24 protein-coding genes are annotated in these 21,512 nt (G+C 44.8%); 11 read left to right on the top strand and 13 right to left on the bottom strand.

Annotation, left to right across the window (positions count from 1 at the left end):
• Positions 1 to 67: 67 nt before the first annotated feature.
• Positions 68 to 985, top strand: a complete 918-nt coding sequence (gene nlpI / locus PR799_RS14300; protein ID WP_154599704.1) for a lipoprotein NlpI — start codon at positions 68 to 70, stop codon at positions 983 to 985.
• 169 nt (positions 986 to 1,154) lie between these two features.
• Positions 1,155 to 3,122 carry a DEAD/DEAH family ATP-dependent RNA helicase gene (locus PR799_RS14295; protein WP_272522519.1) on the top strand — a complete coding sequence of 656 codons (1,968 nt, stop codon included), beginning with the start codon at positions 1,155 to 1,157 and terminating at the stop codon, positions 3,120 to 3,122.
• Positions 3,123 to 3,193: 71 nt separating this feature from the next.
• Here the strand turns inward: PR799_RS14295 and PR799_RS14290 are convergent, their stop codons facing one another.
• Genes PR799_RS14290 through PR799_RS14280 form a run of 3 tightly spaced genes read right to left on the bottom strand, consistent with a single transcriptional unit; the run spans position 3,194 to position 6,020 of the window.
• Positions 3,194 to 3,565 carry a YjaA family stress response protein gene (locus tag PR799_RS14290; RefSeq protein ID WP_272522517.1) on the bottom strand — a complete coding sequence of 124 codons (372 nt, stop codon included), beginning with the start codon at positions 3,563 to 3,565 and terminating at the stop codon, positions 3,194 to 3,196.
• Between the two features lie 23 nt (positions 3,566 to 3,588).
• A complete protein-coding gene (btsR, locus tag PR799_RS14285; protein WP_154628821.1) occupies positions 3,589 to 4,305 on the bottom strand; it encodes a two-component system response regulator BtsR in 717 nt (238 codons plus the stop codon).
• A gap of 32 nt (positions 4,306 to 4,337) precedes the next feature.
• Positions 4,338 to 6,020, bottom strand: coding sequence for a sensor histidine kinase (locus PR799_RS14280; protein ID WP_154603114.1), 1,683 nt, complete (start codon positions 6,018 to 6,020; stop codon positions 4,338 to 4,340).
• A 480-nt stretch (positions 6,021 to 6,500) separates the two neighbouring features.
• Here PR799_RS14280 and PR799_RS14275 point away from each other — a divergent pair, with 480 nt between their 5' ends.
• The 3 genes from PR799_RS14275 to PR799_RS14265 are packed head-to-tail and all read left to right on the top strand — an operon-like array spanning position 6,501 to position 9,786.
• On the top strand, positions 6,501 to 7,472 hold the full coding sequence (locus PR799_RS14275) for an HlyD family secretion protein (RefSeq protein WP_272522515.1): 972 nt from the start codon (positions 6,501 to 6,503) through the stop codon (positions 7,470 to 7,472).
• Between the two features lie 11 nt (positions 7,473 to 7,483).
• Positions 7,484 to 8,629 (top strand): ABC transporter permease, encoded by a 1,146-nt coding sequence (locus PR799_RS14270; protein WP_272522513.1) that lies wholly within the window; start codon positions 7,484 to 7,486, stop codon positions 8,627 to 8,629.
• Positions 8,629 to 9,786 (top strand): ABC transporter permease, encoded by a 1,158-nt coding sequence (locus PR799_RS14265; RefSeq protein ID WP_154628892.1) that lies wholly within the window; start codon positions 8,629 to 8,631, stop codon positions 9,784 to 9,786. Before PR799_RS14270 ends, PR799_RS14265 begins: the two co-directional genes overlap by 1 nt.
• Positions 9,787 to 10,027: 241 nt before the next feature.
• Here the strand turns inward: PR799_RS14265 and PR799_RS14260 are convergent, their stop codons facing one another.
• The gene (locus PR799_RS14260; RefSeq protein ID WP_272522511.1) at positions 10,028 to 10,507 is read right to left on the bottom strand and encodes a hypothetical protein; all 480 of its coding nucleotides are present in this window, start codon (positions 10,505 to 10,507) and stop codon (positions 10,028 to 10,030) included.
• A 205-nt stretch (positions 10,508 to 10,712) separates the two neighbouring features.
• Here PR799_RS14260 and PR799_RS14255 point away from each other — a divergent pair, with 205 nt between their 5' ends.
• Both PR799_RS14255 and PR799_RS17640 read left to right on the top strand, forming a co-directional pair.
• Positions 10,713 to 11,003 (top strand): type II toxin-antitoxin system RelB/DinJ family antitoxin, encoded by a 291-nt coding sequence (locus PR799_RS14255; protein ID WP_154603017.1) that lies wholly within the window; start codon positions 10,713 to 10,715, stop codon positions 11,001 to 11,003.
• A gap of 55 nt (positions 11,004 to 11,058) precedes the next feature.
• Positions 11,059 to 11,205 (top strand): type II toxin-antitoxin system mRNA interferase toxin, RelE/StbE family, encoded by a 147-nt coding sequence (locus tag PR799_RS17640; protein ID WP_336298636.1) that lies wholly within the window; start codon positions 11,059 to 11,061, stop codon positions 11,203 to 11,205.
• 48 nt (positions 11,206 to 11,253) lie between these two features.
• Here PR799_RS17640 and PR799_RS14245 read toward each other — a convergent pair whose 3' ends face one another.
• Both PR799_RS14245 and ubiU read right to left on the bottom strand, forming a co-directional pair.
• Complete coding sequence (locus PR799_RS14245) at positions 11,254 to 12,129, bottom strand: U32 family peptidase (protein WP_272522508.1); 876 nt, start codon at positions 12,127 to 12,129, stop codon at positions 11,254 to 11,256.
• A gap of 42 nt (positions 12,130 to 12,171) precedes the next feature.
• Positions 12,172 to 13,167, bottom strand: a complete 996-nt coding sequence (ubiU, locus tag PR799_RS14240; protein ID WP_272522507.1) for a ubiquinone anaerobic biosynthesis protein UbiU — start codon at positions 13,165 to 13,167, stop codon at positions 12,172 to 12,174.
• Positions 13,168 to 13,547: 380 nt separating this feature from the next.
• Here ubiU and ubiT point away from each other — a divergent pair, with 380 nt between their 5' ends.
• Entirely contained in the window at positions 13,548 to 14,072 is a 525-nt protein-coding gene (ubiT, locus tag PR799_RS14235) for a ubiquinone anaerobic biosynthesis accessory factor UbiT (RefSeq protein ID WP_036949089.1), read from the top strand.
• Positions 14,066 to 14,569: a GNAT family N-acetyltransferase gene (locus PR799_RS14230; protein WP_036949091.1), complete on the top strand. Its 504-nt coding sequence runs from the start codon at positions 14,066 to 14,068 to the stop codon at positions 14,567 to 14,569. The genes ubiT and PR799_RS14230 overlap by 7 nt, the downstream gene beginning before the upstream one ends.
• Here PR799_RS14230 and PR799_RS14225 read toward each other — a convergent pair.
• On the bottom strand, positions 14,542 to 14,850 hold the full coding sequence (locus tag PR799_RS14225) for a GIY-YIG nuclease family protein (protein ID WP_272522505.1): 309 nt from the start codon (positions 14,848 to 14,850) through the stop codon (positions 14,542 to 14,544). The genes PR799_RS14230 and PR799_RS14225 overlap by 28 nt on opposite strands.
• 299 nt (positions 14,851 to 15,149) lie before the next feature.
• Here PR799_RS14225 and bhsA point away from each other — a divergent pair, with 299 nt between their 5' ends.
• Positions 15,150 to 15,401 (top strand): multiple stress resistance protein BhsA, encoded by a 252-nt coding sequence (gene bhsA, locus PR799_RS14220; protein WP_154603012.1) that lies wholly within the window; start codon positions 15,150 to 15,152, stop codon positions 15,399 to 15,401.
• 358 nt (positions 15,402 to 15,759) lie between these two features.
• Positions 15,760 to 16,197 carry a YhbP family protein gene (locus PR799_RS14215; RefSeq protein WP_272522503.1) on the top strand — a complete coding sequence of 146 codons (438 nt, stop codon included), beginning with the start codon at positions 15,760 to 15,762 and terminating at the stop codon, positions 16,195 to 16,197.
• On the opposite strand, the gene nrdG is transcribed toward PR799_RS14215, so the two are convergent.
• From nrdG to PR799_RS14185, 6 genes are all read right to left on the bottom strand, one after another.
• On the bottom strand, positions 16,194 to 16,658 hold the full coding sequence (gene nrdG, locus PR799_RS14210; RefSeq protein ID WP_154628807.1) for an anaerobic ribonucleoside-triphosphate reductase-activating protein: 465 nt from the start codon (positions 16,656 to 16,658) through the stop codon (positions 16,194 to 16,196). The genes PR799_RS14215 and nrdG overlap by 4 nt on opposite strands.
• Before the next feature lie 31 nt (positions 16,659 to 16,689).
• Entirely contained in the window at positions 16,690 to 18,828 is a 2,139-nt protein-coding gene (gene nrdD / locus PR799_RS14205; protein WP_272522501.1) for an anaerobic ribonucleoside-triphosphate reductase, read from the bottom strand.
• Between the two features lie 444 nt (positions 18,829 to 19,272).
• On the bottom strand, positions 19,273 to 19,659 hold the full coding sequence (gene ridA / locus PR799_RS14200) for a 2-iminobutanoate/2-iminopropanoate deaminase (RefSeq protein ID WP_006662427.1): 387 nt from the start codon (positions 19,657 to 19,659) through the stop codon (positions 19,273 to 19,275).
• 92 nt (positions 19,660 to 19,751) lie between these two features.
• Positions 19,752 to 20,216 carry an aspartate carbamoyltransferase regulatory subunit gene (pyrI, locus tag PR799_RS14195; RefSeq protein WP_036949112.1) on the bottom strand — a complete coding sequence of 155 codons (465 nt, stop codon included), beginning with the start codon at positions 20,214 to 20,216 and terminating at the stop codon, positions 19,752 to 19,754.
• A 10-nt stretch (positions 20,217 to 20,226) separates the two neighbouring features.
• Positions 20,227 to 21,162, bottom strand: coding sequence for an aspartate carbamoyltransferase (gene pyrB, locus PR799_RS14190; protein ID WP_154603006.1), 936 nt, complete (start codon positions 21,160 to 21,162; stop codon positions 20,227 to 20,229).
• A 15-nt stretch (positions 21,163 to 21,177) separates the two neighbouring features.
• Positions 21,178 to 21,327 carry a hypothetical protein gene (locus PR799_RS14185; RefSeq protein ID WP_165906943.1) on the bottom strand — a complete coding sequence of 50 codons (150 nt, stop codon included), beginning with the start codon at positions 21,325 to 21,327 and terminating at the stop codon, positions 21,178 to 21,180.
• Between the last annotated feature and the right edge of the window lie 185 nt (positions 21,328 to 21,512).

The following is a 21,512-nucleotide window of genomic DNA, read 5'->3' as shown; positions in this document are numbered from 1 at the left end:
TAGCGCCTGATAAACTTAGGCGCTATCAGCCTAAATTTGCTGACTAGTGGTAATGTAAGGGCGTAGTATGCAGAACTGTATTAACTTTCGTTTTATCGATAGCCGCACCTTAGTTCGTGTGCTATCCGCGTTCATCTTTTTTATTATTATTGGATGTAGTAATAAAGATTGGCGTAAAAACGAGGTTTTTGCAGTTCCATTACAGCCTTCATTACAACAAGAAGTGATTTTGGCTCGTATGGAACAAATCCTTGCGAGCCGATCTTTAACCGATGATGAGTACGCGCAGCTTTTATATGAGCGCGGAGTACTGTATGATAGTCTCGGTTTAAGGGCGCTGGCACGTAATGATTTTTCAACTGCGTTGTCAATCCGTCCGGATATTCCTGAAATCTTTAACTTTTTAGGAATATATTTTACGCAGGCTGGCAACTATGATGCCGCCTATGAAGCGTTTGATTCTGTTTTAGAGCTTGATCCAACTTACAATTTCGCGCGAATGAATCGTGGCATCGCATTATATTACGGTGGACGATACAAATTAGCGCAGGATGATCTGCTGGCGTATTATCAGATAGATCCAAATGATCCTTTTCGTACTCTGTGGCTTTATCTCGTAGAGAAAGACATAGACCCGCGTATGGCACAAGACAATCTTGCTGCCCGCTACAACCAAGCGGAGAAAGGGCAATGGGGCTGGAATATCGTAGAATTCTATCTTGGCAATATCAATGAAACGACATTGATGGAGCGTTTGAAAGAGACATCTACGGATAACACTTCGCTCGCTGAGCATCTCAGTGAAACTAACTTCTATTTAGGTAAGCATTACCTAAGTCTGGGGGATAAGGATAGCGCAACTGCGTTATTCAAACTGACGGTAGCTAACAACGCACACAGCTTTGTTGAGCACCGCTACGCATTGTTGGAATTGGCGCTGTTAGGCCAAGAACAAGACGACCTATTAGAATCGGGCCAGCAATAGCTGACGAACATTTCTCTATTCATTTTTAAGCCATCATCCACCCGGGTGAGGGTTTATTTGTTCGTTTAATAACACAATTTGAGCCAGTTCACATTTTAAATGATAATGACCGAAATGATTTTCGCTCCGTTATGTAAACTGGCCGCCACTAAGTATGAGGCACCTTTACATGACGACTGAGACCGATATGTCTTTTGCTGATCTAGGTTTATCAGCATCTATTTTGAACGCACTAAGCGACCTGGGATACGAAAAACCATCTCCAATCCAGCAACAATGTATTCCATTGTTATTGGATGGTAATGATGTATTAGGTATGGCACAAACAGGTAGTGGTAAAACCGCTGCATTTGGTTTGCCATTACTGCATAACATCGACCCTGATTTAAAAGCGCCACAAATTTTAGTACTGGCACCGACACGTGAGTTAGCGGTGCAAGTTGCTGAAGCACTGAGCGATTTCTCTAAACACATGAACCGTGTCAACGTGGTTGCCTTATATGGCGGTCAACGTTATGACGTTCAACTTCGTGCATTACGCCAAGGACCACAAGTGGTTGTTGGTACTCCAGGTCGTCTGTTAGACCACCTGAAGCGCGGTACTTTAGATCTTTCTAAATTGAAAGGCTTAGTATTAGACGAAGCTGATGAAATGCTGCGTATGGGCTTCATCGATGATGTTGAAAACATCATGGGCCAGATTCCAGCAGAACACCAAACTGCGCTGTTCTCGGCAACAATGCCAGAACCAATCCGTCGTATTACTCGTCGCTTTATGAAAGATCCTAAAGAGATCCGCATTCAGTCGAGCATTACTACACGTCCAGATATCGCTCAAAGCTACTGGACTGTTTACGGCATGCGTAAAAATGAAGCGCTGGTACGTTTCTTAGAAGCTGAAGATTTCGATGCGGCGATTATTTTCGTTCGTACCAAAAACGCAACCTTAGAAGTTGCAGAAGCGCTTGAGCGTAATGGCTACAACAGTGCGGCACTGAATGGTGACATGAACCAAGCACTGCGTGAGCAAACATTAGAGCGCTTAAAAGATGGTCGTTTAGATATCCTGATCGCAACTGACGTTGCAGCACGTGGTCTGGATGTTGAGCGTATCAGCTTAGTTGTTAACTACGACATCCCAATGGATGCGGAATCTTACGTTCACCGTATCGGTCGTACCGGTCGTGCGGGTCGTGCGGGTCGTGCATTACTGTTCGTTGAGAACCGTGAGCGTCGTTTACTGCGCAACGTTGAACGTACAATGAAACTGACTATTCCTGAAGTGGAATTGCCAGATGCTGACGTATTAAGCCAACGTCGTCAGGCGAAATTTGCTGAGCAAATTCAACAGCAATTAGAAAGCAGCGACTTAGATCAGTACCGTTCACTGTTAGCGAAAATGTCTCCATCTGAAGATGTAGATATGGAAACTTTAGCAGCGGCATTACTGAAAATGGCTCAAGGCGAACGCGCTCTGATCCTACCACCAGATGCACCGCGTCGTCCGCGTCGTGAATTCAACGACCGTGATGATCGTCGTGGTGACCGTCGTGACCGCAACAGCAACGGCAACGGTTTTGACCGTGCAGAGCGCGGCGACCGTGGTGCTCGTCGTGAGCGTCGTGATGTTGGCGATATGGAAATGTACCGTATCGAAGTGGGGCGTGATGACGGTGTTGAAGTTCGTCATATCGTTGGTGCGATTGCGAACGAAGCAGACATCAGCAGCCGCTACATTGGTAACATCAAACTGTTTGGTACTCACTCAACTATCGAGTTACCAAAAGGTATGCCAAGCGAAGTGTTAACTCACTTAAGCCGTGCGCGTGTACTGAACAAACCAATGCAAATGCAACTGATTGGTGATGCTCAACCATTTGAGCGTCGTGGCGGTGGCGAACGTCGTGGTGGCCCACGTCGTGAAGGCGGCAGCGAAGGTGGTTTCGGTGCAGGTCGTCGTAATGACCGTAGTGGCGATCGTGATGGTCGTCGTAGCGGTGGTGATCGCGAAGGCTTCAGCGGCAACCGTCGTGGTGGAAATCGCGATGGTGGCAACCGTGACCGTGGTAACTCTGCACCGCGCCAAGATGGCAACAATGCAGCGCCACGTCGTCGTAGCAGCAGCCACAACGCATAATAGCGCTATCCAGCCACGTTAATGTGGCTGAGATAAATACAAAAAACCCGCATTTTAAAATGCGGGTTTTTTTATGCAGTTAATAAGGCTTTCGCTTCTCGCTGAGGCATAGGCAGTGGTGATCGGCTCACCACCACTTTTTTTACTCGCTGATTAAATGCCCCGTAAACAATTTCGCTAAATAGGCGCTCTTCCACCATATTCACGCCCCCTTCAATAATTTCGAGGGCTTGAACCAAAACACGATGTTTCGACGCAAAAGGGCGACGGACTTTTAGACCCATATCGCAGACCAACTGATACAGCACAAACTCGGCTTTAAAAAAATTCCCGATAACCATCCTTTGGACTGAAAACTCACCCGTTGCACTGCGTTCTTCATGGGTGTCGAGATTTTTCAATGTCATCGAATTAGTCCGAATTTGCAGGTAAAAATCAGCCATAACCTTTTCTCCTGAGTCACTCGTTAAATTAGCCCTAGCGCTTCTTTCAATGGTTTTAAATAGCGGCGGCTAACGGGAATATGCCCACCTGAGCATAGCACCAATTCGGCTTGTCCATTATCCCCAAATAAAATCTCTCTGAGCTGGGCCATATTCACTAAATATTGACGATGGCAACGCACTAACGACGTACGCATTTCTAATGTGCGCAAGGTTAATTCGGTAAAGCCTTCTTGTCCTTGGGTACTCATCACATACACGCCGCTCATACGTGAAGTGACATATTGGACATCATCTAATTTCATCAAATAAATGCGGCTGTGTCCGGTACAAGGAATAAATTTGAGCGGTTCGTTGTTATCGAGAAGCTCGAGATTCTGTTTCTGTTTATTTTGACGTAAACGAGCTAAAGTCTTTGCCAATCTTTCTGGTTCAAGGGGTTTAAGTAGATAGTCGAAAGCATGCTCTTCGAAAGCTTGGATAGCAAACTCATTAAATGCCGTCAGAAAAACAATATGTGGGCGCTCTTCAGGATCGAGCATACGCACCATTTCTAATCCCGTAACTCGGGGCATTTGAATATCTAAAAACACCACATCAGGCTTTTTTTTGTGGATCAAACCGATGGCTTCAATGGCATTGGCGCACTCGCCAATAATTTCGATATCGTCATGCTCCTCAAGTAAGCAGCGCACGTTTTCACGTGCTAGGGGTTCGTCATCAACGATCAATACATTCATAGCGTTATTATCATTTATTATGTGCAATGTGATTAAGTGGACATGTAGGGCAAGCGAATTTTCACGCGGGTGAATTTTTCAGGTTCATACTCCACGCCTATTCCATATTTTTCACCGTATTTCAGGCGCAAGCGTTTATCGACTAAGCCCATCCCTAAGCCGTCAGACTGTCCACTTGGCTGGTATAAACCGGCATTATCTTCGATTTCAATATAGACATGTTCACAGCGAATATAGCTACGTATTGTAATGTATCCGGTATTTAATAACTGTGAAGTGCCATGTTTTATTGCGTTTTCGACAATCGGTTGCAGTGTGAACGCGGGTAATTCCACCTGTTTAACTTCATCGGGGATATCTAAATGGATCTGCAAACTCTCTTGGAATCGCGCCTTTTCAATTTGTAGGTATGAATTGATGTGCTCAATTTCTTCCCCTAGTGTCGCATTCTGCTCTGGACGTTTTAAGTTATTACGAAAGAAGGTGGAGATATACTGCACAAGTTGTCCCGCTTGCTGGCTATCTTTGCGGATCACAGCCTGTAATGTGTTGAGCACATTAAAGAGAAAATGCGGGTTCACTTGTGCGTGAAGCAGTTTGACTTCCGATTGCAGTAAGGATTGTTTATTACGCTCATATTGCCCTGCCAAAATTTGGGCAGAAAACAGGCTGGCAATTCCTTCCCCTAGCGTACGGTTGATGGAGCTAAAGAGGCTATTTTTGGCTTGGTATAATTTGATGGTTCCAATGACTCGCTGGTTTTCACCTCTAAGTGGGATCACAAGGGTTGAGCCCAGTTTGCATGAAGAGCTTAATGAGCATTTATAGGGAGTTTCGTTACCATCGGCATAGACCACTTCATTATTATCAATGGCCTGCCTGGATTGAATGGATGAGATAGGTGTCCCCGGAATGTGGTGATCGGAGCCTAGTCCGATAAAGGCGAGAATTTTTTCTCGATCCGTAATGGCCACCGCACCAATATCTAACTCTTGATAAATAATTTTCGCCACTTTCATGCTGTTATCCGCATTGAAGCCTTTACGCAAAATACCTTCAGTACATAGGGCGATTTTCAAGGCTTGAGCGGAGAATGCCGTGGTGTATTTCTCGACGATGGCGCGCCTATCCAGCAATATACGGATAAACATGGCTGCCCCGATGGTATTGGCAATGATCATCGGTGCGGCAATATTTTTCACTAATTCATAGGCTTCATCGAATGGACGAGCGATGAGTAAAATAATCAGCATCTGGATGATTTCAGCGAAAAAGGTCACGCAGCTGGCGGTAACAGGGTTAAAAATTTTATTAATTTCCCCGCGCTTCATATAGTAGCGATGGACCAGACCACCAATTAAGCCTTCGACAATGGTCGAGATCATACAAGCGAAAGCGCTCATTCCACCCAAAGAGTATCGGTGGATCCCACCCGTAAACCCAACAGCAAAACCCACCGCAGGGCCGCCTAATAATCCGCCAAGTACAGCGCCAATAGCACGAGTGTTAGCTATGGAATCATTGATATGTAAACCAAAATAAGTACCGATGATGCAAAATACTGAGAAAATCAGGTAGCACATCACTTTATGAGGTAAGCGGATAGTAACCTTAAGAAGTGGGGTGACCAATGGAGTGCGGCTGAGTGCCCAAGCGATAACAAGGTAAACGCACATTTGCTGTAGTAGCAATAAAATTAAGTCAAATTCGTACATGCTCGTCATATTTCACATTATGGGGGTGTTGGCTGCGCTCAGCTATTTAAGTCACATACTTTTGTACATGCTCGTCATATTTCACATTATGGGGGAGTTGGCTACGTTCAGCTCCTCTAGTCACATACTTTTGTATGTTCACTAAGATATCTTCTCTTGTCGCCGACCCACAATTATCTTACCCACAAGGTGAACTATTTAGAGCATGGCTCACTATATTTTGCACTATGGGGGTGTTGACTACGTTCAGTGGGTTTAGCCATATACTTTTGGGGGATATTGTATCTTATTGGGCTGGTTAAGTAATCGTCATTTAATAATTAGCAAAACATCATTATTTGACATAAGCGCCAAAGCCCCTCAGACTAAAAAAGACCACTAAAGCGTGATTTTGCGCACAAATTTCTTAACGTTAGTGTTAATTTGTTGTCATAATGAAAAAGTAGTTTCCTCCGTTATTATTCAAGGCCCACATACATAATGAAAAAAAGAACCATCATACTGATCTTGCTTATGCTGATCTTAATTGCTGCTGCGGCGCTTTTTCATTCCCATAACCAATTTTTATTATTGCAAGGGGAAGTGGACGCACCGGAAGTCATCGTGACTTCAAAAGCCAAAGGCAGAGTCATTGAACGCCATGTAGAACGCGGGGATGATGTGAAAAAAGGGCAGTTACTGATTACCTTAGAAAGCCCTGAGTTACAAGCCCAATATGCGGCATTAAAAGCGGCTAAGGACCAAGCTCAAGCCCAACTCGACCAATCCTTAAATGGGACTCGTGAAGAGACGCTGCGTGATCTGCAAGCTGCGGTAGCTCAAGCAAATTCTCAATACCAAAATGCTTCTCGTGAATTTACCCGTTTAAATAATCTTTCAGTCAAAGGGTATGTCTCCGCGAATGAGTTAGATACCGCCCGTAAAGCAAAAGATGTTGCGTTCCAACAAGTCCAAAGTGCTAAGGCGCGTTTGGAAGAAGGGAAAAACGGCGATCGTATCGAGCAGCGTCAACAATATGAAGCCGCAGTGAAGCAAGCAGAGCAAAAACTGGCTGAACTCCAAGTTCAACTGGATGACTTGCAAGTGAAAGCCCCTGTGGATGGTGAAGTCGGTCCAATCCCAGCGGAAATTGGTGAATTGTTCAATGCTGGTAGTCCTTTAATCTCATTGATCAGTCTTCCTCAAGCCTATTTTGTGTATAACCTACGTGAAGATATTTTAGTGGGGGTGAAAAAAGGGGACAAAATTGAGCTGACGGTGCCAGCCTTAGGGGATAAAACCGTGGAAGCCGAAGTTCGCTATATTGCACCGAAAGGGGATTACGCGACTAAACGAGCCACCCGTGCGACAGGGGATTTCGACCTGAAAACCTTTGAAGTTCGCTTGTATCCACAACAGCCGATTGAAGGATTACGACCGGGGATGAGCGTTTTGTGGCACTGGGATAAATAACAGGTGACGCCATGAAACTCAAATTCGCTTGGCGTGGTTTTGAACATGCCTTTAGCCGCGAAACCCAAATGGCTATCCGCAGCCCAGTCTTTCACTGGCTGAGTTGGCTATTCCCTTTGATGCTGTTTACGTTAGTCAGTGCTAACTTCTCAGAGGGAACGCTGATGGATGTGCCAGTTTCGGTGGTAGATAACAACAATAGCCCCATTTCAAGGCAAATTATTCGCGATCTTGACGCGGGTCCTCATGCGGAAGTGAAAGCGATTGATGGCAACTTAGTGACATCCATCAAGCAGCTGGGCAGCGCCAAAGATTATGCCTTGCTGTATATCCCCCAAAATTTTGAAGAGGATATATTGCGAGGACGCCAGCCTGAATTACGCATGTACTACAATGCGCTATTTTACGCATCCGGCAGTTATGCCATTCAAGATTTTAGTGGCTTAGTCGCGGAACTTAACGCCAAATACCGTCAAGAAATGGCAAAATCGATGGGGCAATCTCTACCGGCATTGGCGCAAGTTACGCTCTCTTACGATAGCCTCTTTAACCCAAGTGGCAGCTATATTTATTACCAACAATTTGCGGCGACCATCCATATGCTGCAACTGTTTGTGGTCACTGCCACTATTTACACCATGTCTCGCGGCACCATTCTTCAAAGCGTGAAGCCATTTTCAATGGCACTGCTAGGCAAAATGGCGCCATATACGTTATTTTTCACGACGTTACTGATTGTGGAACTGGCGGCCCTAGTCACTATCTTCGATGCAAAAGTGGTAGGGAACCCGCTGTATATGATGCTGGTGGGCTTCTTCTATGTGATAGCGGCGCAAAGTATCGGGTTACTGCTGTTTAGCTTCACGTCCAGCGCGATTATGGCTTACAGCTTAATCGGGATGCTGGTGAGTATTGCCTTGGCGTTTTCTGGTATGGCAGTACCGGAACTCTCGATGATTTTGCCCGCACGGATTATTTCGAACGCGGAGCCGCTTACTCACACCTTAAATGCCATGTTTGATATTTTCTTACGGGAAATCTCGTTTGAGCGCATTGTGCAAGTGTGCCTATTCTTGCTGATTTATCCGTTACTGACGGCATTTTTGATCCGTAAGCGCTTAGTGAAACGGCTAGAAACCCAAGGAAGTATCGTATGATGACGGTCTATTTTGCGACGTTTAAAAAGGTACTGCTGGGCATGCTGGAGAAACCGATGTGGCTGCTGCTGCTCGTTTCTCTCTGTATTATGAGTTTGGTCTATGCGCGCCCGGTATTGTGGGATCTACCTGTGGCGGTTATCGATATGGATCATTCAGGCGCAAGTCGTGAATTGATCCGCGATTTAGACGCCACGCCCAAAGTTCAGCTACACAGTTACGATAATTTAGCCCAAGCGCGGCAGGATATGATTGCGAGGCAGCTATTCGCTATCGTGATCATTCCAACAGATTTTGAAAAGCATCTGCTTAGTGGCAAAAATATCACAGTACCGGTTTATGGGGATGCCACAAACCGTTTAGCCAGTGGGCAAATCCAGCAAGAGTTATCAAAAGCGTATCAAACGCTATTGAGCGCCTATAACACCCAGTTACTGGAAAAAGCAGGCTTTAGCCCTGAACAAGCGAAAGTGATTATTGCCCCTGTTCGCAGTGAGACAGAGCCACTGTATAACCCCGGTATTAGCTTTGCGGCCATTATTTTTCCTGGCCTGCTGGTGATGTTATTGCAGCACTCCTTATTAATTGCGTGCGTGCGGGTCAGTATTGCCATTCGCTCTACACCAAAAGGCAAACCCCCATTAGCGGTTTACCTTGGTGCGTTGTCGGCACTGGTGCCTATTTGGTTATTTCTTTCGACCGTGTTTTTTGCCTTATGGCCATGGATTTTGGGCTATCGGCAAGAAGCGCCGCTGTACCAGATTTGGATGTTGACGTTCCCATTCTTACTCGCCGTTATTGGGTTAGGGAAGCTGGTCACGGAATGTTTGCGTAGTGTGGAAATGATCTACCTGACATTGGCGTTTATCACCACGCCGGTGTTCTATATGTCCGGTACGATTTGGCCATTGCAAGCCATGCCGGACTGGGTGCGGATGATTGCCTCTGCGTTGCCATCCACATGGGCGACTAACGCCATGGCGGGGATCAACCAAATGGGGCTGCCATTTAGGGATATCTTGATGGATATTGTGATGATGCTGGTGCTTGGGGTGATTTACTCATTTATCGGTGTGTTTATTGGCATGCTGCGAGATGGGGAGTTACGCCAAATTAGCCATGCGCTGCATCGCTGGCGCAAGCATTTTCATAAATAACCATAAATAATCGTCAGAGAGGTTGGTTTCCAACCTCTGAGGTTGATGACAAAGCAGGATAAAAGCGTCGTTTTTCCTGCTTTGTGTTATCAGCCGAAAATCAATAAATTGATTTTCCTTGTTAATTTTACAACTCAAAAGAGCCATTTCCAAACCTGATGGGTTTGTCAATGGTCTGAGAGGTTGGTTTCCAACCTCTCATTTTGAACAATTACACCACAATCTTTTATTCCACTGCATTTTACTCTACAACGCTGAGGCTTAAGTTGCACTCTTCGGACGTTGAAACTGAGAATGTACGTCCGTTAGCATTGGTTTTGCCCGAATAAGCTTCCCCATTACAGTCATTGATAATGATGTAATTGACTGATGAAAGTGGTAAATCATTTTCATCGGTTAATAGGAAATTCAAATTATAATCGTGACCACCCACTTGGGAGCTAATGTTGCCATTGCTTTTGGCTGCAAGGCCTGCAATCACAAACTCACCTGTTTTGCCATCTTGGTTAAGTTTTCCAACCGCATTATCTTCAGTGCCTGCCACAATATGGGCATTTTCAGGTACTGAAAGAATTTTTTTCCCTTTAAATACCACGCGATAGTACCCAGAATCGGAGTAACTCACTTCTTGGTTTTTTTCGAGATCCGCTTTGGTGTACTCAAGGGATGTTGAGCATCCCGCTAAAAAAAGTGTCATGACGAGCAGGGGACGTTTTATCACGGGTATTTCCTTATTAGTCTGTGAGTTTGTTTATCTAATCTACAGCACGTCAACTGAATTCAAAGGGAGTAACTGCGTATCTGTTTGGGGGATATTCTGGGTATAGACAGGTTATTGATGAAGAATTGCACAGGTTGCCACGCAATGGTATATTTAAACATAAAGGTGGCTACAATGTAGCTACATTATGACGGTGAGGTATTTTATGACTGCTTTATTAAAAACGACGGATGTTCGTAGTCGCATTGATGAGCAACTAAAAGCTGAGGCAACCAGTGTGTTGCAAGATTGTGGACTGACCATTAGTGCCGCGATCCGTTTGTTTCTTGAGCAGGTTGTTCAGGAACAGGGGGTTCCTTTTGAAATTAAACGCAAACAGCCTTCTGCGAAAACTGCTCAGGCTTTAAAAGAAGCCGCGCTTATTGAGCAACAGTATTCTTCATTGGATGAGATGATGTTGGAGCTAACGAAGAGTGAGTCAAAAAACAAGCCATAAACGCGCCCAAGGCAGGTAGCTTATACATTAACCTTTAAAAAATCATGGGAACGTTATAATCGGGCTGGTAGAAGGAAATGAGTGGGGTGGTGCAAGGGAATTACATATTGGAGGTGATTTTCTGCTCGTATATCGACTTTCGGATGATGGACGCTTAGTGGCTTTCATTGATATAGGTTCACACAGTGAACTATTTGGCTAATTGAATAAAAAGGCCCTATAAAGAGCCTCTTATAAATAGAAAAAACCATCACGCCTCTAGAGTCAATCCCGCAATATTACGCCAATAGCCATTACAGCTTTGGTCGGGAATAGTCAGGGGGGACTGCCCATGCTGGTTGGCTTTAAATTGCTTAATCACATCGAGGGACTCAAGGTTTTCAGGGGAAACCCGTACAATATCCACCAAACCCTGCATGGATGAAATATCGTTGCCTAAGTTATAGCAATAGCCGCTCAAGGTTTGGATGCCATTAAGCGTGAAAACTTGTTGTTGCTCCTGTGACATCACTTTACGCCCTTGCGGGTAATTAATGCAGCAGGTTTCACACTCATCTTTTTGACGGTTTTCCGAGCGCGCCGTAAAGCAGCGAGCGGAGTATGCTAAAGGTAGATGACCGTAGCTGAAAACCTCCACTTCAAACTGATCGCGAATGCCTAACTCTTCACATTGAGTGAGTAAATTCACCAGCCAGTCACGGGAAAGCTCAACGGGCATACACCAGCGCATCATGCCTTGGCGTAGCAAAATATTCAGTGAGGGGGCGTTATAACAGTTAAGCCCATGGCCTGCCACAAAAGGCAATTTGCGCTCTGCCAGCATGTTGACGACACCAAAATCGTGCGCTTCAATCAAAAACTCGCCATTATCGACTAACTTACTGATTTCTTTTTGCTCAGAGGGCGCTTGTAACAGCGCAAGGGTGCTGAGAATAATTTGTTTACCGCTTCCTGCTAGCTGTTTCGCGAGATCAATCCAGTCATTGGGTTTCATATCGCGGCGTTTGCTACATACTGTTTCTCCGAGATAAATAATATCCGCGTCGCTGTCTGCTGCCTGCTGATAAAAATCCTGTAAAGTTGATGTTGGCCAGTAGTACAGTACTGAGCCTAATGCATATTTCATTATGTTACCCATTAATCCATGCTGATGAATGATGTGCGCCAGTTATTGCCACTTACGGTGATAAGCACCAAGGGTGGTTTGGCTACCTTCAGAAAGGTCACCAAGGACTTTGAGCCACCTAGGATCTGTCACAAAACCGTCTGGATTGGATTTATAGCGATTGATGGCCTGACGCCAAATCTTGGTCACTTGGGTGACATAGGCAGGGCTGCGTTGACGACCTTCAATTTTTACTGAAGCGATATTGGCACTCATCAGCTCAGGCAGCAGCTCAATGGTATTGAGACTGGTAGGCTCTTCAAGCACATGATATTTCTGCTCATCCACCACATAGCGCCCTTTACACAGGGTTGGATAACCGGCATTTTCATTTTTTTGGTAGCTGTCGATCAGCACATCATTGAGGCGGGATTCCATGCCATTTTCAGTCTGTTGCCAGCGAACAAAACGCGCAGGAGAACAAGCGCCGACGGTATTCGGGGATTCTCCCGTTAAGTAGGAAGAAAGATAGCAGCGGCCTTCAGCCATAATGCACAAGCTACCAAACGCAAATACTTCCAGCGGTACAGGACTGGTTTTGGCGAGCTGTTTCACTTGGTGAATCGATAACACGCGAGGGAGCACAACGCGATGCACCTGAAAGTTACGCTGATAGAAACGAATGGCTTCCGTGTTGGTCGCGGAAGCTTGCACAGAAACATGGCGTTCAATATGCGGGTATTTATTGGCTGCGTACTCTAACATAGCAATGTCGGCGAGGATCAGAGCATCGGCTCCTAAGTCAGCCGCCAAATCAACAGAGTTTTGCCAGCGTTGATAACCATCAGGGTGAGCGAAGGTATTTATCGCAATATGCAATTTACGTTTACGCTGGTGGATATAACGCTCTGCTTCATGCAGATTTTTTTCCGTAAAATTCAAACCTGCAAAATGACGCGCGTTAGTATCATTTTTGAGTCCGATGTACACCGCATCGGCACCATTATCAACAGCAGCTTTTAAGGCAGGTAAATTCCCCGCAGGGCAGAGTAATTCCATTAGCTTTTTCTCTGTATAAAAATTTAGCAATTGATCATTCTAGACAAGGGGTCTAGTAGAGGTTTTGATTTAGCGCAGAGAAGCTTGGAATGTTGTAGGCGAGATAGTTATTTCGTGACTATTATAAAAGTGTAGAGATTATTGAAAATAAATATTGGCGAGATGGATAAAGATTGATATAGGATCGGTATCATCAGGTTATTTTTTGGCAAAATATGTCCTTATATCGGATAAATAACGATATATCTCTGACTATCTTTACATCTACACATCAATGTTATCTATAATCTTAGTCATTATAGGTATTAAAATTGTCCAAGCGGCTACTTTAACCGGTAGTTCTGCGTGGTGGACAGATAATTGATACGGGAGTTAGTACTGTGTTTGGTAAAATTCGTTCTCAACTGATCACTCAAGGCCCTTCATTTTTGAAGTTTCCATTGAAAGTGACCCCATTTGTCGTACAGCGTCAAATACTCGAACAACTATTAAGTTGGCAGTTTCGTGAATCTGTTAAAGAAGGCGAACTCGATTTTCTGGAAGGGAAATGGCTGAAAGTTGAGATCCGAGATTTAGAGCTTGTTTGGTTTATCAGCTTACAAGAGGGTCAGCTGGTGGTACAAAAGCAGGCTGAACCGGATGTCAGTGTCAGCGGCAATGCCAATGATCTGGTATTGATCGCAGCCCGCAAAGAAGATCCCGATACGCTCTTTTTCCAACGTCGTTTGGTGATTGAAGGGGATACTGAATTAGGTTTGTATGTTAAAAACTTGATGGATGCCTTCGAAATTGAAAATATGCCCGCGCCTTTACGTTTTGGTCTATTACAGCTCGCTGATGTGATTAAAACGGTACAAGACAGTGAGGACGCAGAGCATAAAACGCCTGTGTTAACCTCATGCTGATACGTGTAGAAATCCCGGTTGATGCCATGGGTATCGACACGCTATTACGTGAAACCTTCCCAACTGAGGGTGAGGCAGATCTTGTTCAGCACCTGCGTGAAGATGGGTTACTGACCCTCGGTGTAGTGGCGACCAACGATGACGGCGAAGTTATTGGCTATGTCGGGTTTACTCCGGTTGATGTGAATGGTGAAGATGTTCAATGGGTAGGACTCGCCCCATTAGCCGTTAAAAAAGCCTATCAAGGTCAAGGTATCGCGGAAAAATTGGTTTATGAAGGGTTAGATAGCTTAAATGAATTTGGTTATGGGGCTGTCGTCGTTCTCGGTGATGAGGGTTACTACGGGCGTTTTGGTTTCGAACCCGCTTCCAACCATGAATTACGTTGCCAATGGCCAAGTTTACAAAAACATTTTCTTGTCTACGGACTCGAAAATGGCGCAATTGACCAGCATAAAGGCGAAGTCACTTACTCATCGCATTTTGACAATGTGTAAGCCGCTAAATAATGATGTAAATCATCAGGCTGGTCAGTGACCAGCCTTTCTTTTGCCTGCTTACTCAATTGCTTAACTCGATACTCTAATTGAGATGCTTCAGAACGATCCCCTGCAGTACAATGAAAAACGAGGGTCAAAGGCGCTTTACCTTTTAGTGCCTTGGCACCTGTTCCCGCTTCATGCTGTTGAAAACGCCGCTGAACATCGGTGGTGATCCCACAATATAGCGCGTTATTTTTCTGCCGAATTAAGTAAAGAGACCAATTTTGCTGTGTCATTTTGTTTTTCTTGTTATTTAATTTAGCATTCTGTGCTGATTTATAAGGAGAATTTAGTTGGCTTGCAGCGAATTTTCTCGCGGATCATAAAGTTTATAACATACTAAATTATAAATAAAAAATGATATAAACCCGTCACAAATTTGTAACCTCAACATAGGTTATCGTTCAATTAATTTGAATAACTATAGCAAAATTAGCTAATTTTCATCTCAGAATAAAGCGCATAGTATGATCCATATCACAGGGGAACACGAAAAAACCCTGTAAATATCAAACATACAATGAGGAAGTTTACCATGAAAAAATCAACATTATTTGCTGCTGCTTTAGCTTTAGGTGCTGTATCATTTGGTTCAATGGCGGCTGAAGAAGTTAGACAAGCTAGTGAGCCAGCAGTTGGTTATGTGTCTGTAAGTGGTGCTGCAAGTGTAAATGACCTGACTGCACAATTAGCCAAAAAAGCTGATGAAGCTGGCGCAAAATCTTTCCGTGTGATTTCTGCAAGCGGTGAGAATGAGATGAATGGTACAGCAGCAATCTACAAATAATTCTACTCGTCAGATTTACTCGTCATACTTCGAGCCGCAGCATTGTTGGCTGCGTTCACTCCCACTAGTCACATACTAGTGTATGCTCCTAGCGACTCGTTCGCTTGCCGCCTAGCTGCAACTCGAATTATTTAGAGTAAAAGCGAGGAGGAGAGGGGGGAACTAGAAGGGAAGTATGGTCGATTTTGAGCAGTAGCTTCGAGTGCTAGCATTGCTGATATAAAACCTTATGTTAGGTGCAACTCGAATGAGTAAGTTATAGTAGTGCGAACTAAGTACAGATAACGTTCAGAACAGCTTAAGCACGCCCTGCCATTTTTATGGGCGTGTTCTGAACGGTCTAACATGGACATTCGCAATGACACCCGAAAACACCTTACAACATATCCAGCGCTATATTGCTCGCCAACACGTTTTTTCTCTGTTTACCTCTCACCAAGATGATATTTGGGCTGCCAGTTGCTACTACACCTTTGACCGCCAAAATATGTGTTTAATTTTCATAACATCCCCCGATTCGCAGCACGGCCAATTAATGCAGGAAAATCCTCGAGTGGCTGGAACAATCTCTGCACAAACTAAGCAAGTGGGTAAAATTCAAGGTATTCAATTTGTGGGAGAAATTCGCCAATTTGCTGGTGAAGAGGTGGATGTGCAGAAAGCATTTTATTGCCAGCGATTCCCTGTCGCTCTAGAGGCGAAGCTGCCGATTTGGCAGCTCCAATTACAGACGGTGAAAATGGTGGATAACACGCTGGGCTTTGGCACCAAGTTACATTGGTTACGTGAAGCTTAACGTAGCCGATGAATAATTTGGTTACTGCTACCGCGCCATAGCAGCGCGGGATCATACCGTTCTTGCTCGAACTTTCCATCAATCAACGTATTGATCAAACTCACCACTTTTTGCTGTTCTAGTGTTAACTCATCAAGTTTATAGCCCGTCCACACCCAAATATCCTTATCTGGGCAGACGGCTTTCACTCGCTTCACTAGCGCTAAAATGGCGGGCAAGTTGGCAGGATGCAAAGGATCTCCCCCTGAGAGGGAAAGCCCTTGGCGGCGAATACGCGTATCCTGCAAATCTTGGATAATTTGGTCTTCCATCTCTTGGGTAAAGGGAATACCGGAATCCACGCGCCATGTGCTTTGGTTATAACAGCCTCGGCACTGATGAACGCAGCCCGAGACGAACAATGTGCAGCGGGTACCGGGTCCATTTACCACATCCACAGGATAATATTGGTGATAATTCATGGTATTTATACGCCGTTAACTTATCGATTTATTAACCAAGCTGCCCATTTCCCAAGTGCTTGATGCGGCGCTTCACTTCCTCTTGCTTACCCGCATTAAACGGTCGGGCATCTGGGCTGCCTAAATAGCCACAGACACGGCGGATCACTGAAACGCGATTAGTATCGTGGTTGCCGCAAGCTGGGCAGGTAAAGCCTTTGCTGGTACAGGAAAATTCACCCGAAAAACCGCAGTCATAGCATTCGTCGATTGGCGTATTAGTGCCGTAGTAAGGCACATGCTGATAGCTGTAATCCCAGACATCTTCGAGGGCTTTGAGGTTGTGCTGTAAGTTCGGGTATTCGCCGTAGCAGATAAAACCGCCATTGGCGAGCGCTGGATACGGCTGTTCAAAATCGATTTTATCGTAAGGATTAACCTGTTTTTCCACATCTAAGTGGAAGCTATTGGTGTAGTAGCCTTTGTCGGTTACACCCTCAATAACGCCAAATTCAGCGGTATCTAAGCGACAGAAACGGTCGCACAGATTTTCGCTCGGCGTGCTGTATAAGCTGAAACCGTAGCCTGTTTGGGATTTCCATTCGTCAGTGGCTTGGCGCAGACGATTGACGATAGCGACCGCTTTTTCGCGTAATTGCTCGCTGTCATACACATGAGTCTGCGTGCCAAATAGGGCATTGATGGTTTCGTGTAACCCAATGTAACCCAATGAAATGGAAGCGCGTCCATGTTTGAAGATTTCAGCTACGCTGTCATTGGCTTTTAAGCGAACGCCGCAGGCACCTTCCATATATAAGATAGGGGCGACACGAGCTTTGACATTTTCTAAGCGTGCAATGCGGGTCATTAATGCTTTTTTGGCGATGGCTAAACGCTCGTCGAGAAGCGCCCAAAATGCCTCTTCGCTACCTTGAGCTTCCAGCGCAATACGCGGTAAATTCAGGCTTATCACGCCGAGGTTATTTCGCCCATCGTGAATTTGTTTGCCATCTTCTTCATAGACGCCCAAGAAACTGCGGCAGCCCATCGGTGTTTTAAAGGAGCCAGTGACATCAACCACGCGATCGTAATTGAGGATGTCTGGATACATACGTTTGCTGGCACATTCTAAGGCTAACTGTTTGATATCGTAGTTAGGATCGCCATATTTGTGGTTCAGCCCATCTTTGATGGCAAACACGAGTTTTGGGAAAACGGCGGTTTTGCGGTTTTTGCCCAGTCCCGCAATGCGGTTTTTGAGAATAGATTGCTGGATAAGTCGCGCTTCTTGGGATGTGCCTAACCCAAAGCCAAAGGTGACGAAGGGGGTTTGCCCGTTCGCGGTATGCAGTGTATTCACTTCGTACTCTAAGGACTGGAAAGCATCATAACACTCTTTTTCAGTGCGACTTTGGGCATAAGCTTCGGCGTTAGTAATACCCCATTCTTTGGCCACTTTTAAATGTTTTTCATGGCTGATAGCCACATAAGGCGCCAAAATTTCATCAATGCGGTTAATAGTGGTTCCGCCATAAATATGGCTAGCCACTTGGGCAATAATTTGTGCAGTAACGGCAGTCGCAGTCGAAATGGATTTTGGTGGCTCGATTTCTGCATTTCCCATCTTAAAGCCGTTGGTTAACATGCCATCAAGGTCGATAAGCATACAGTTAAACATCGGGAAGAAAGGGGCATAATCGAGGTCATGATAGTGAATTTCACCCTTTTCATGAGCAAGTACCACATCGCGTGGCAAAATATGCTGTTTGGCATAATGCTTAGCGACGATCCCGGCTAATAAATCACGCTGGGTTGGGATCACTTTACTGTCTTTATTCGCATTTTCATTGAGTAAAGATAGGTTACTTTGCTCAATTAGGCCGCGGATTTCGTGAGTCAGTTGGCTGCGCTTTTCGCGTTCGCTATCTCTATCATGGCGATACTCAATATAGGCACGTGCCAAATCTTTATAAGGTCCAGACATCAGCTGGTTTTCGACAGCATCTTGGATTTCGGCGATATCCACTTTTTCTCGATGACACAGTTGTTCAGAAACAACCGTAGCCACTTGCAGACAATAATCATCATCTTTGACATCTACCGCCGCGGCTGCACGTCGCACCGCTTCTTGAATGCGCGGGAGATCAAAATTGACCTGACAACCATCTCGTTTTATAACCACCGTTTTCACTGTCATACTCCTTATTAAATCCCTCACAGGACTGGCGATAGCGTCCATTATCTTTTATCAGTATGGGGCATCCCTGTGAAAGAAATGTGAATTTTTACTATATGTAGTGTCTATTGAATTAATTAAAGCACAATATGTAGGATATTGCCTTTTTTTAGCTGACGGTAATTTGATTTAAAACAAGGAAAAAAATAATTTGTATGAATATCAAAAGTGCAGGCAGTAATTAAATTGTGCGTTCGATAATTTAGTGAGCCATAAGGTTAGGTGGCGGATATATCCAAGGGGCTATCGTGGCAAAACGTGACGAAGAGAAGAAAATCGCCTTGAGATACAGTGAATAACCTGAAAGTTGATAAGTATATTTAGAATGAAGCTAATAAAAAAAGCCTGCTGACAATGTGTTAGCAGGCTATCAGACTGACAATCTGAAACTGAATAAAACTATTTACGCACCGCGATAGCTTCGATTTCGATTTTCACATCTTTTGGCAGACGAGCAACTTCAACACAAGAACGCGCTGGGAATGGCGCATTATGTTGTTTGAAAAATTCTTCATAAGTGGCATTAACGGTAGCGAAGTCATTTAAATCTTTCACAAAAACGGTCGTTTTTACGATGTTGGCAACGCCCAGACCTGCTTTTTCTAAAATCGCTTTTACGTTCGCCAGTGATTGACGAGTTTGTGCAGCGATATCTTCAGGGACATTACCGGTTTTTGGATCAACAGGAATTTGACCTGAAGTCATAACCATACTGCCTAAATCGACGCCTTGAACGTAAGGACCAATAGCGGCTGGTGCATTTTCGGTGCTGATTTCGTATGACATAATTTCTCCGTTTATCACGTAAAAAAGGGTTTGGACGCTATTATAGACATGGAACGGCATCCACACAAAGACGCAGTCTACGCCTAAATACCTTACTGATTATTGATCACGGCGTCTCTATCGAACTCTTTTTCACAGAATTTGCAGGTTAATGCCACATGTTTAGCGCGTTTTTTAATGCGGAAACTGCTAGAAACTGGTTCATTATGGCTAATACAGTTACTGTTTGGACACACCAATACGCTGTCGATTTGTTCCGGTAATTTCAGGTCTAATTTCTCGACTACTTGATAATCTTCAATACGATTAACGGTGGCTTCCGGCGCATACATCGCTAATTGGTTGGCTTGCTCTGGGGTTAAAAAGGTATTTTCGATTTTGATAATGTCTTTTTTGCCCATATTGCTGGAGGGTAAATTCAGCCCAATAGTGATGCGCTCATCGGTTTTGGTGAGCTTAAACAGCTTCAGTAATTTGAACCCAATTTGAGCAGGGATATGGTCGATGACAGTGCCGCAACGGATGGCTTCAACTTGTAATTTATGGTCGTGTGTCATGGTCTTCTCCTCAGATTGCCAGTTCTTTATTTAATACCAGAGACAGCAGCGCTTGGCGCGCATAAATCCCATTCCCTGCTTGCTGGAAGTAGTAGGCATATGGGGTGCTGTCCACATCCACGGTAATTTCATCGATACGCGGAAGCGGGTGCAGCACTTTTAAATTATCTTTGGCGCTGTGCAGGTCTTGAGCGCGCAGAATAAATTGCGCTTTAACGTTGGCATATTCTGATGGGTCTAAACGCTCTTTTTGAACGCGAGTCATATACAGAATATCCACTTCAGGGATCACTTCATCGACATTGTTATGCAGGCTGTAAGTCGCCCCTTTTTCATCCAGAATATTCAGGATATGAGCCGGCATCGATAACACTTCTGGGGAAATAAAGTAGAAGTGATTACCTTCAAACTTCGAGAGCGCTTGAGTCAGTGAATGCACCGTTCTGCCATATTTCAGGTCACCGACCATAGCGATTTTCAGGTTATCTAGGCGACCTTGAGTTTCTTGGATAGTAAACAGGTCTAACAGGGTTTGGGTAGGATGCTGGTTAGAGCCATCGCCTGCGTTGATAATTGGGACAGAACCTGAGAACTGGCTAGCTAAACGCGCGGCACCTTCTTGTGGGTGGCGCATCACAATCGCATCAACATACTGGCTGATAACGGAAATGGTGTCTGCAAGAGTCTCGCCTTTCTTACCTAATGAGGTATTGGCGCTATCGGAGAAGCCGACGACAGATGCCCCTAAACGATGAATGGCGGTTTCGAATGACAGACGGGTACGCGTCGATGCTTCGAAGAAACAGCTGGCGATAACTTTATGCTTCAGAAACTCGGGTTGAGGTTGCTGCTTTAATGAAGCGGCCACTTTAAGAACTAATTCAAGGTCGGTTTTATCTAAATCGTTAATTGAGATTATGTCGCGGTGATATAACGGATTCGGCATCGTGATTCTCCTGTATCAGCAAGACTTGCTATCTAGTAGGCCAAAAAAAAGCCCCTCAATGAGGGGCTTTTTTATCAATACGGCGGGGAAAAACAGGCTGTCCTGACCGCGTGATGGCAGTGCGGTGTCGGTGTTCTCTTTCAAAAATAGAGCAGCAGCGTTCATGGTTTCTCCCGGCAAATTGTGGCGCATTATACGCGTGTGACACAATGACGCAAGCGTTTGCTAACAGAAAAATGAAAAAATTTTTGGTTTAGTCTATTTTATGCTTTTCCAATTTAAGCTTAATGCGCTGGTTCGCTGATTGCTGTTTATCATAACGGGCTTGATAGATATCCAGTGGCTCATTT

The organism is Providencia sp. PROV202, from assembly GCF_028479565.1.
GTDB classification, from domain to species: Bacteria; Pseudomonadota; Gammaproteobacteria; order Enterobacterales; family Enterobacteriaceae; genus Providencia; species Providencia zhijiangensis.
The sequence above is the reverse complement of the archived record's forward strand: the minus strand, read 5'-3'. Positions and strand labels throughout refer to the sequence as shown.

Coding starts and splice junctions, on each gene's coding strand:
- pyrI (WP_036949112.1), bottom strand. CDS start 20,216: ATGACACACGACCATAAATTACAAGTTGAAGCCATCCGTTGCGGCACT.
- ridA (WP_006662427.1), bottom strand. CDS start 19,659: ATGTCATACGAAATCAGCACCGAAAATGCACCAGCCGCTATTGGTCCT.
- PR799_RS14255 (WP_154603017.1), top strand. CDS start 10,713: ATGACTGCTTTATTAAAAACGACGGATGTTCGTAGTCGCATTGATGAG.
- PR799_RS14245 (WP_272522508.1), bottom strand. CDS start 12,129: ATGAAATATGCATTAGGCTCAGTACTGTACTACTGGCCAACATCAACT.
- ubiU (WP_272522507.1), bottom strand. CDS start 13,167: ATGGAATTACTCTGCCCTGCGGGGAATTTACCTGCCTTAAAAGCTGCT.
- PR799_RS14275 (WP_272522515.1), top strand. CDS start 6,501: ATGAAAAAAAGAACCATCATACTGATCTTGCTTATGCTGATCTTAATT.
- PR799_RS14225 (WP_272522505.1), bottom strand. CDS start 14,850: ATGACACAGCAAAATTGGTCTCTTTACTTAATTCGGCAGAAAAATAAC.
- bhsA (WP_154603012.1), top strand. CDS start 15,150: ATGAAAAAATCAACATTATTTGCTGCTGCTTTAGCTTTAGGTGCTGTA.
- btsR (WP_154628821.1), bottom strand. CDS start 4,305: ATGAATGTATTGATCGTTGATGACGAACCCCTAGCACGTGAAAACGTG.
- nrdG (WP_154628807.1), bottom strand. CDS start 16,658: ATGAATTATCACCAATATTATCCTGTGGATGTGGTAAATGGACCCGGT.
- PR799_RS14295 (WP_272522519.1), top strand. CDS start 1,155: ATGACGACTGAGACCGATATGTCTTTTGCTGATCTAGGTTTATCAGCA.
- nlpI (WP_154599704.1), top strand. CDS start 68: ATGCAGAACTGTATTAACTTTCGTTTTATCGATAGCCGCACCTTAGTT.
- PR799_RS14280 (WP_154603114.1), bottom strand. CDS start 6,020: ATGTACGAATTTGACTTAATTTTATTGCTACTACAGCAAATGTGCGTT.
- pyrB (WP_154603006.1), bottom strand. CDS start 21,162: ATGCCGAATCCGTTATATCACCGCGACATAATCTCAATTAACGATTTA.
- PR799_RS14290 (WP_272522517.1), bottom strand. CDS start 3,565: ATGGCTGATTTTTACCTGCAAATTCGGACTAATTCGATGACATTGAAA.
- PR799_RS14185 (WP_165906943.1), bottom strand. CDS start 21,327: ATGAACGCTGCTGCTCTATTTTTGAAAGAGAACACCGACACCGCACTG.
- PR799_RS14270 (WP_272522513.1), top strand. CDS start 7,484: ATGAAACTCAAATTCGCTTGGCGTGGTTTTGAACATGCCTTTAGCCGC.
- PR799_RS14265 (WP_154628892.1), top strand. CDS start 8,629: ATGACGGTCTATTTTGCGACGTTTAAAAAGGTACTGCTGGGCATGCTG.
- PR799_RS14230 (WP_036949091.1), top strand. CDS start 14,066: ATGCTGATACGTGTAGAAATCCCGGTTGATGCCATGGGTATCGACACG.
- PR799_RS14215 (WP_272522503.1), top strand. CDS start 15,760: ATGACACCCGAAAACACCTTACAACATATCCAGCGCTATATTGCTCGC.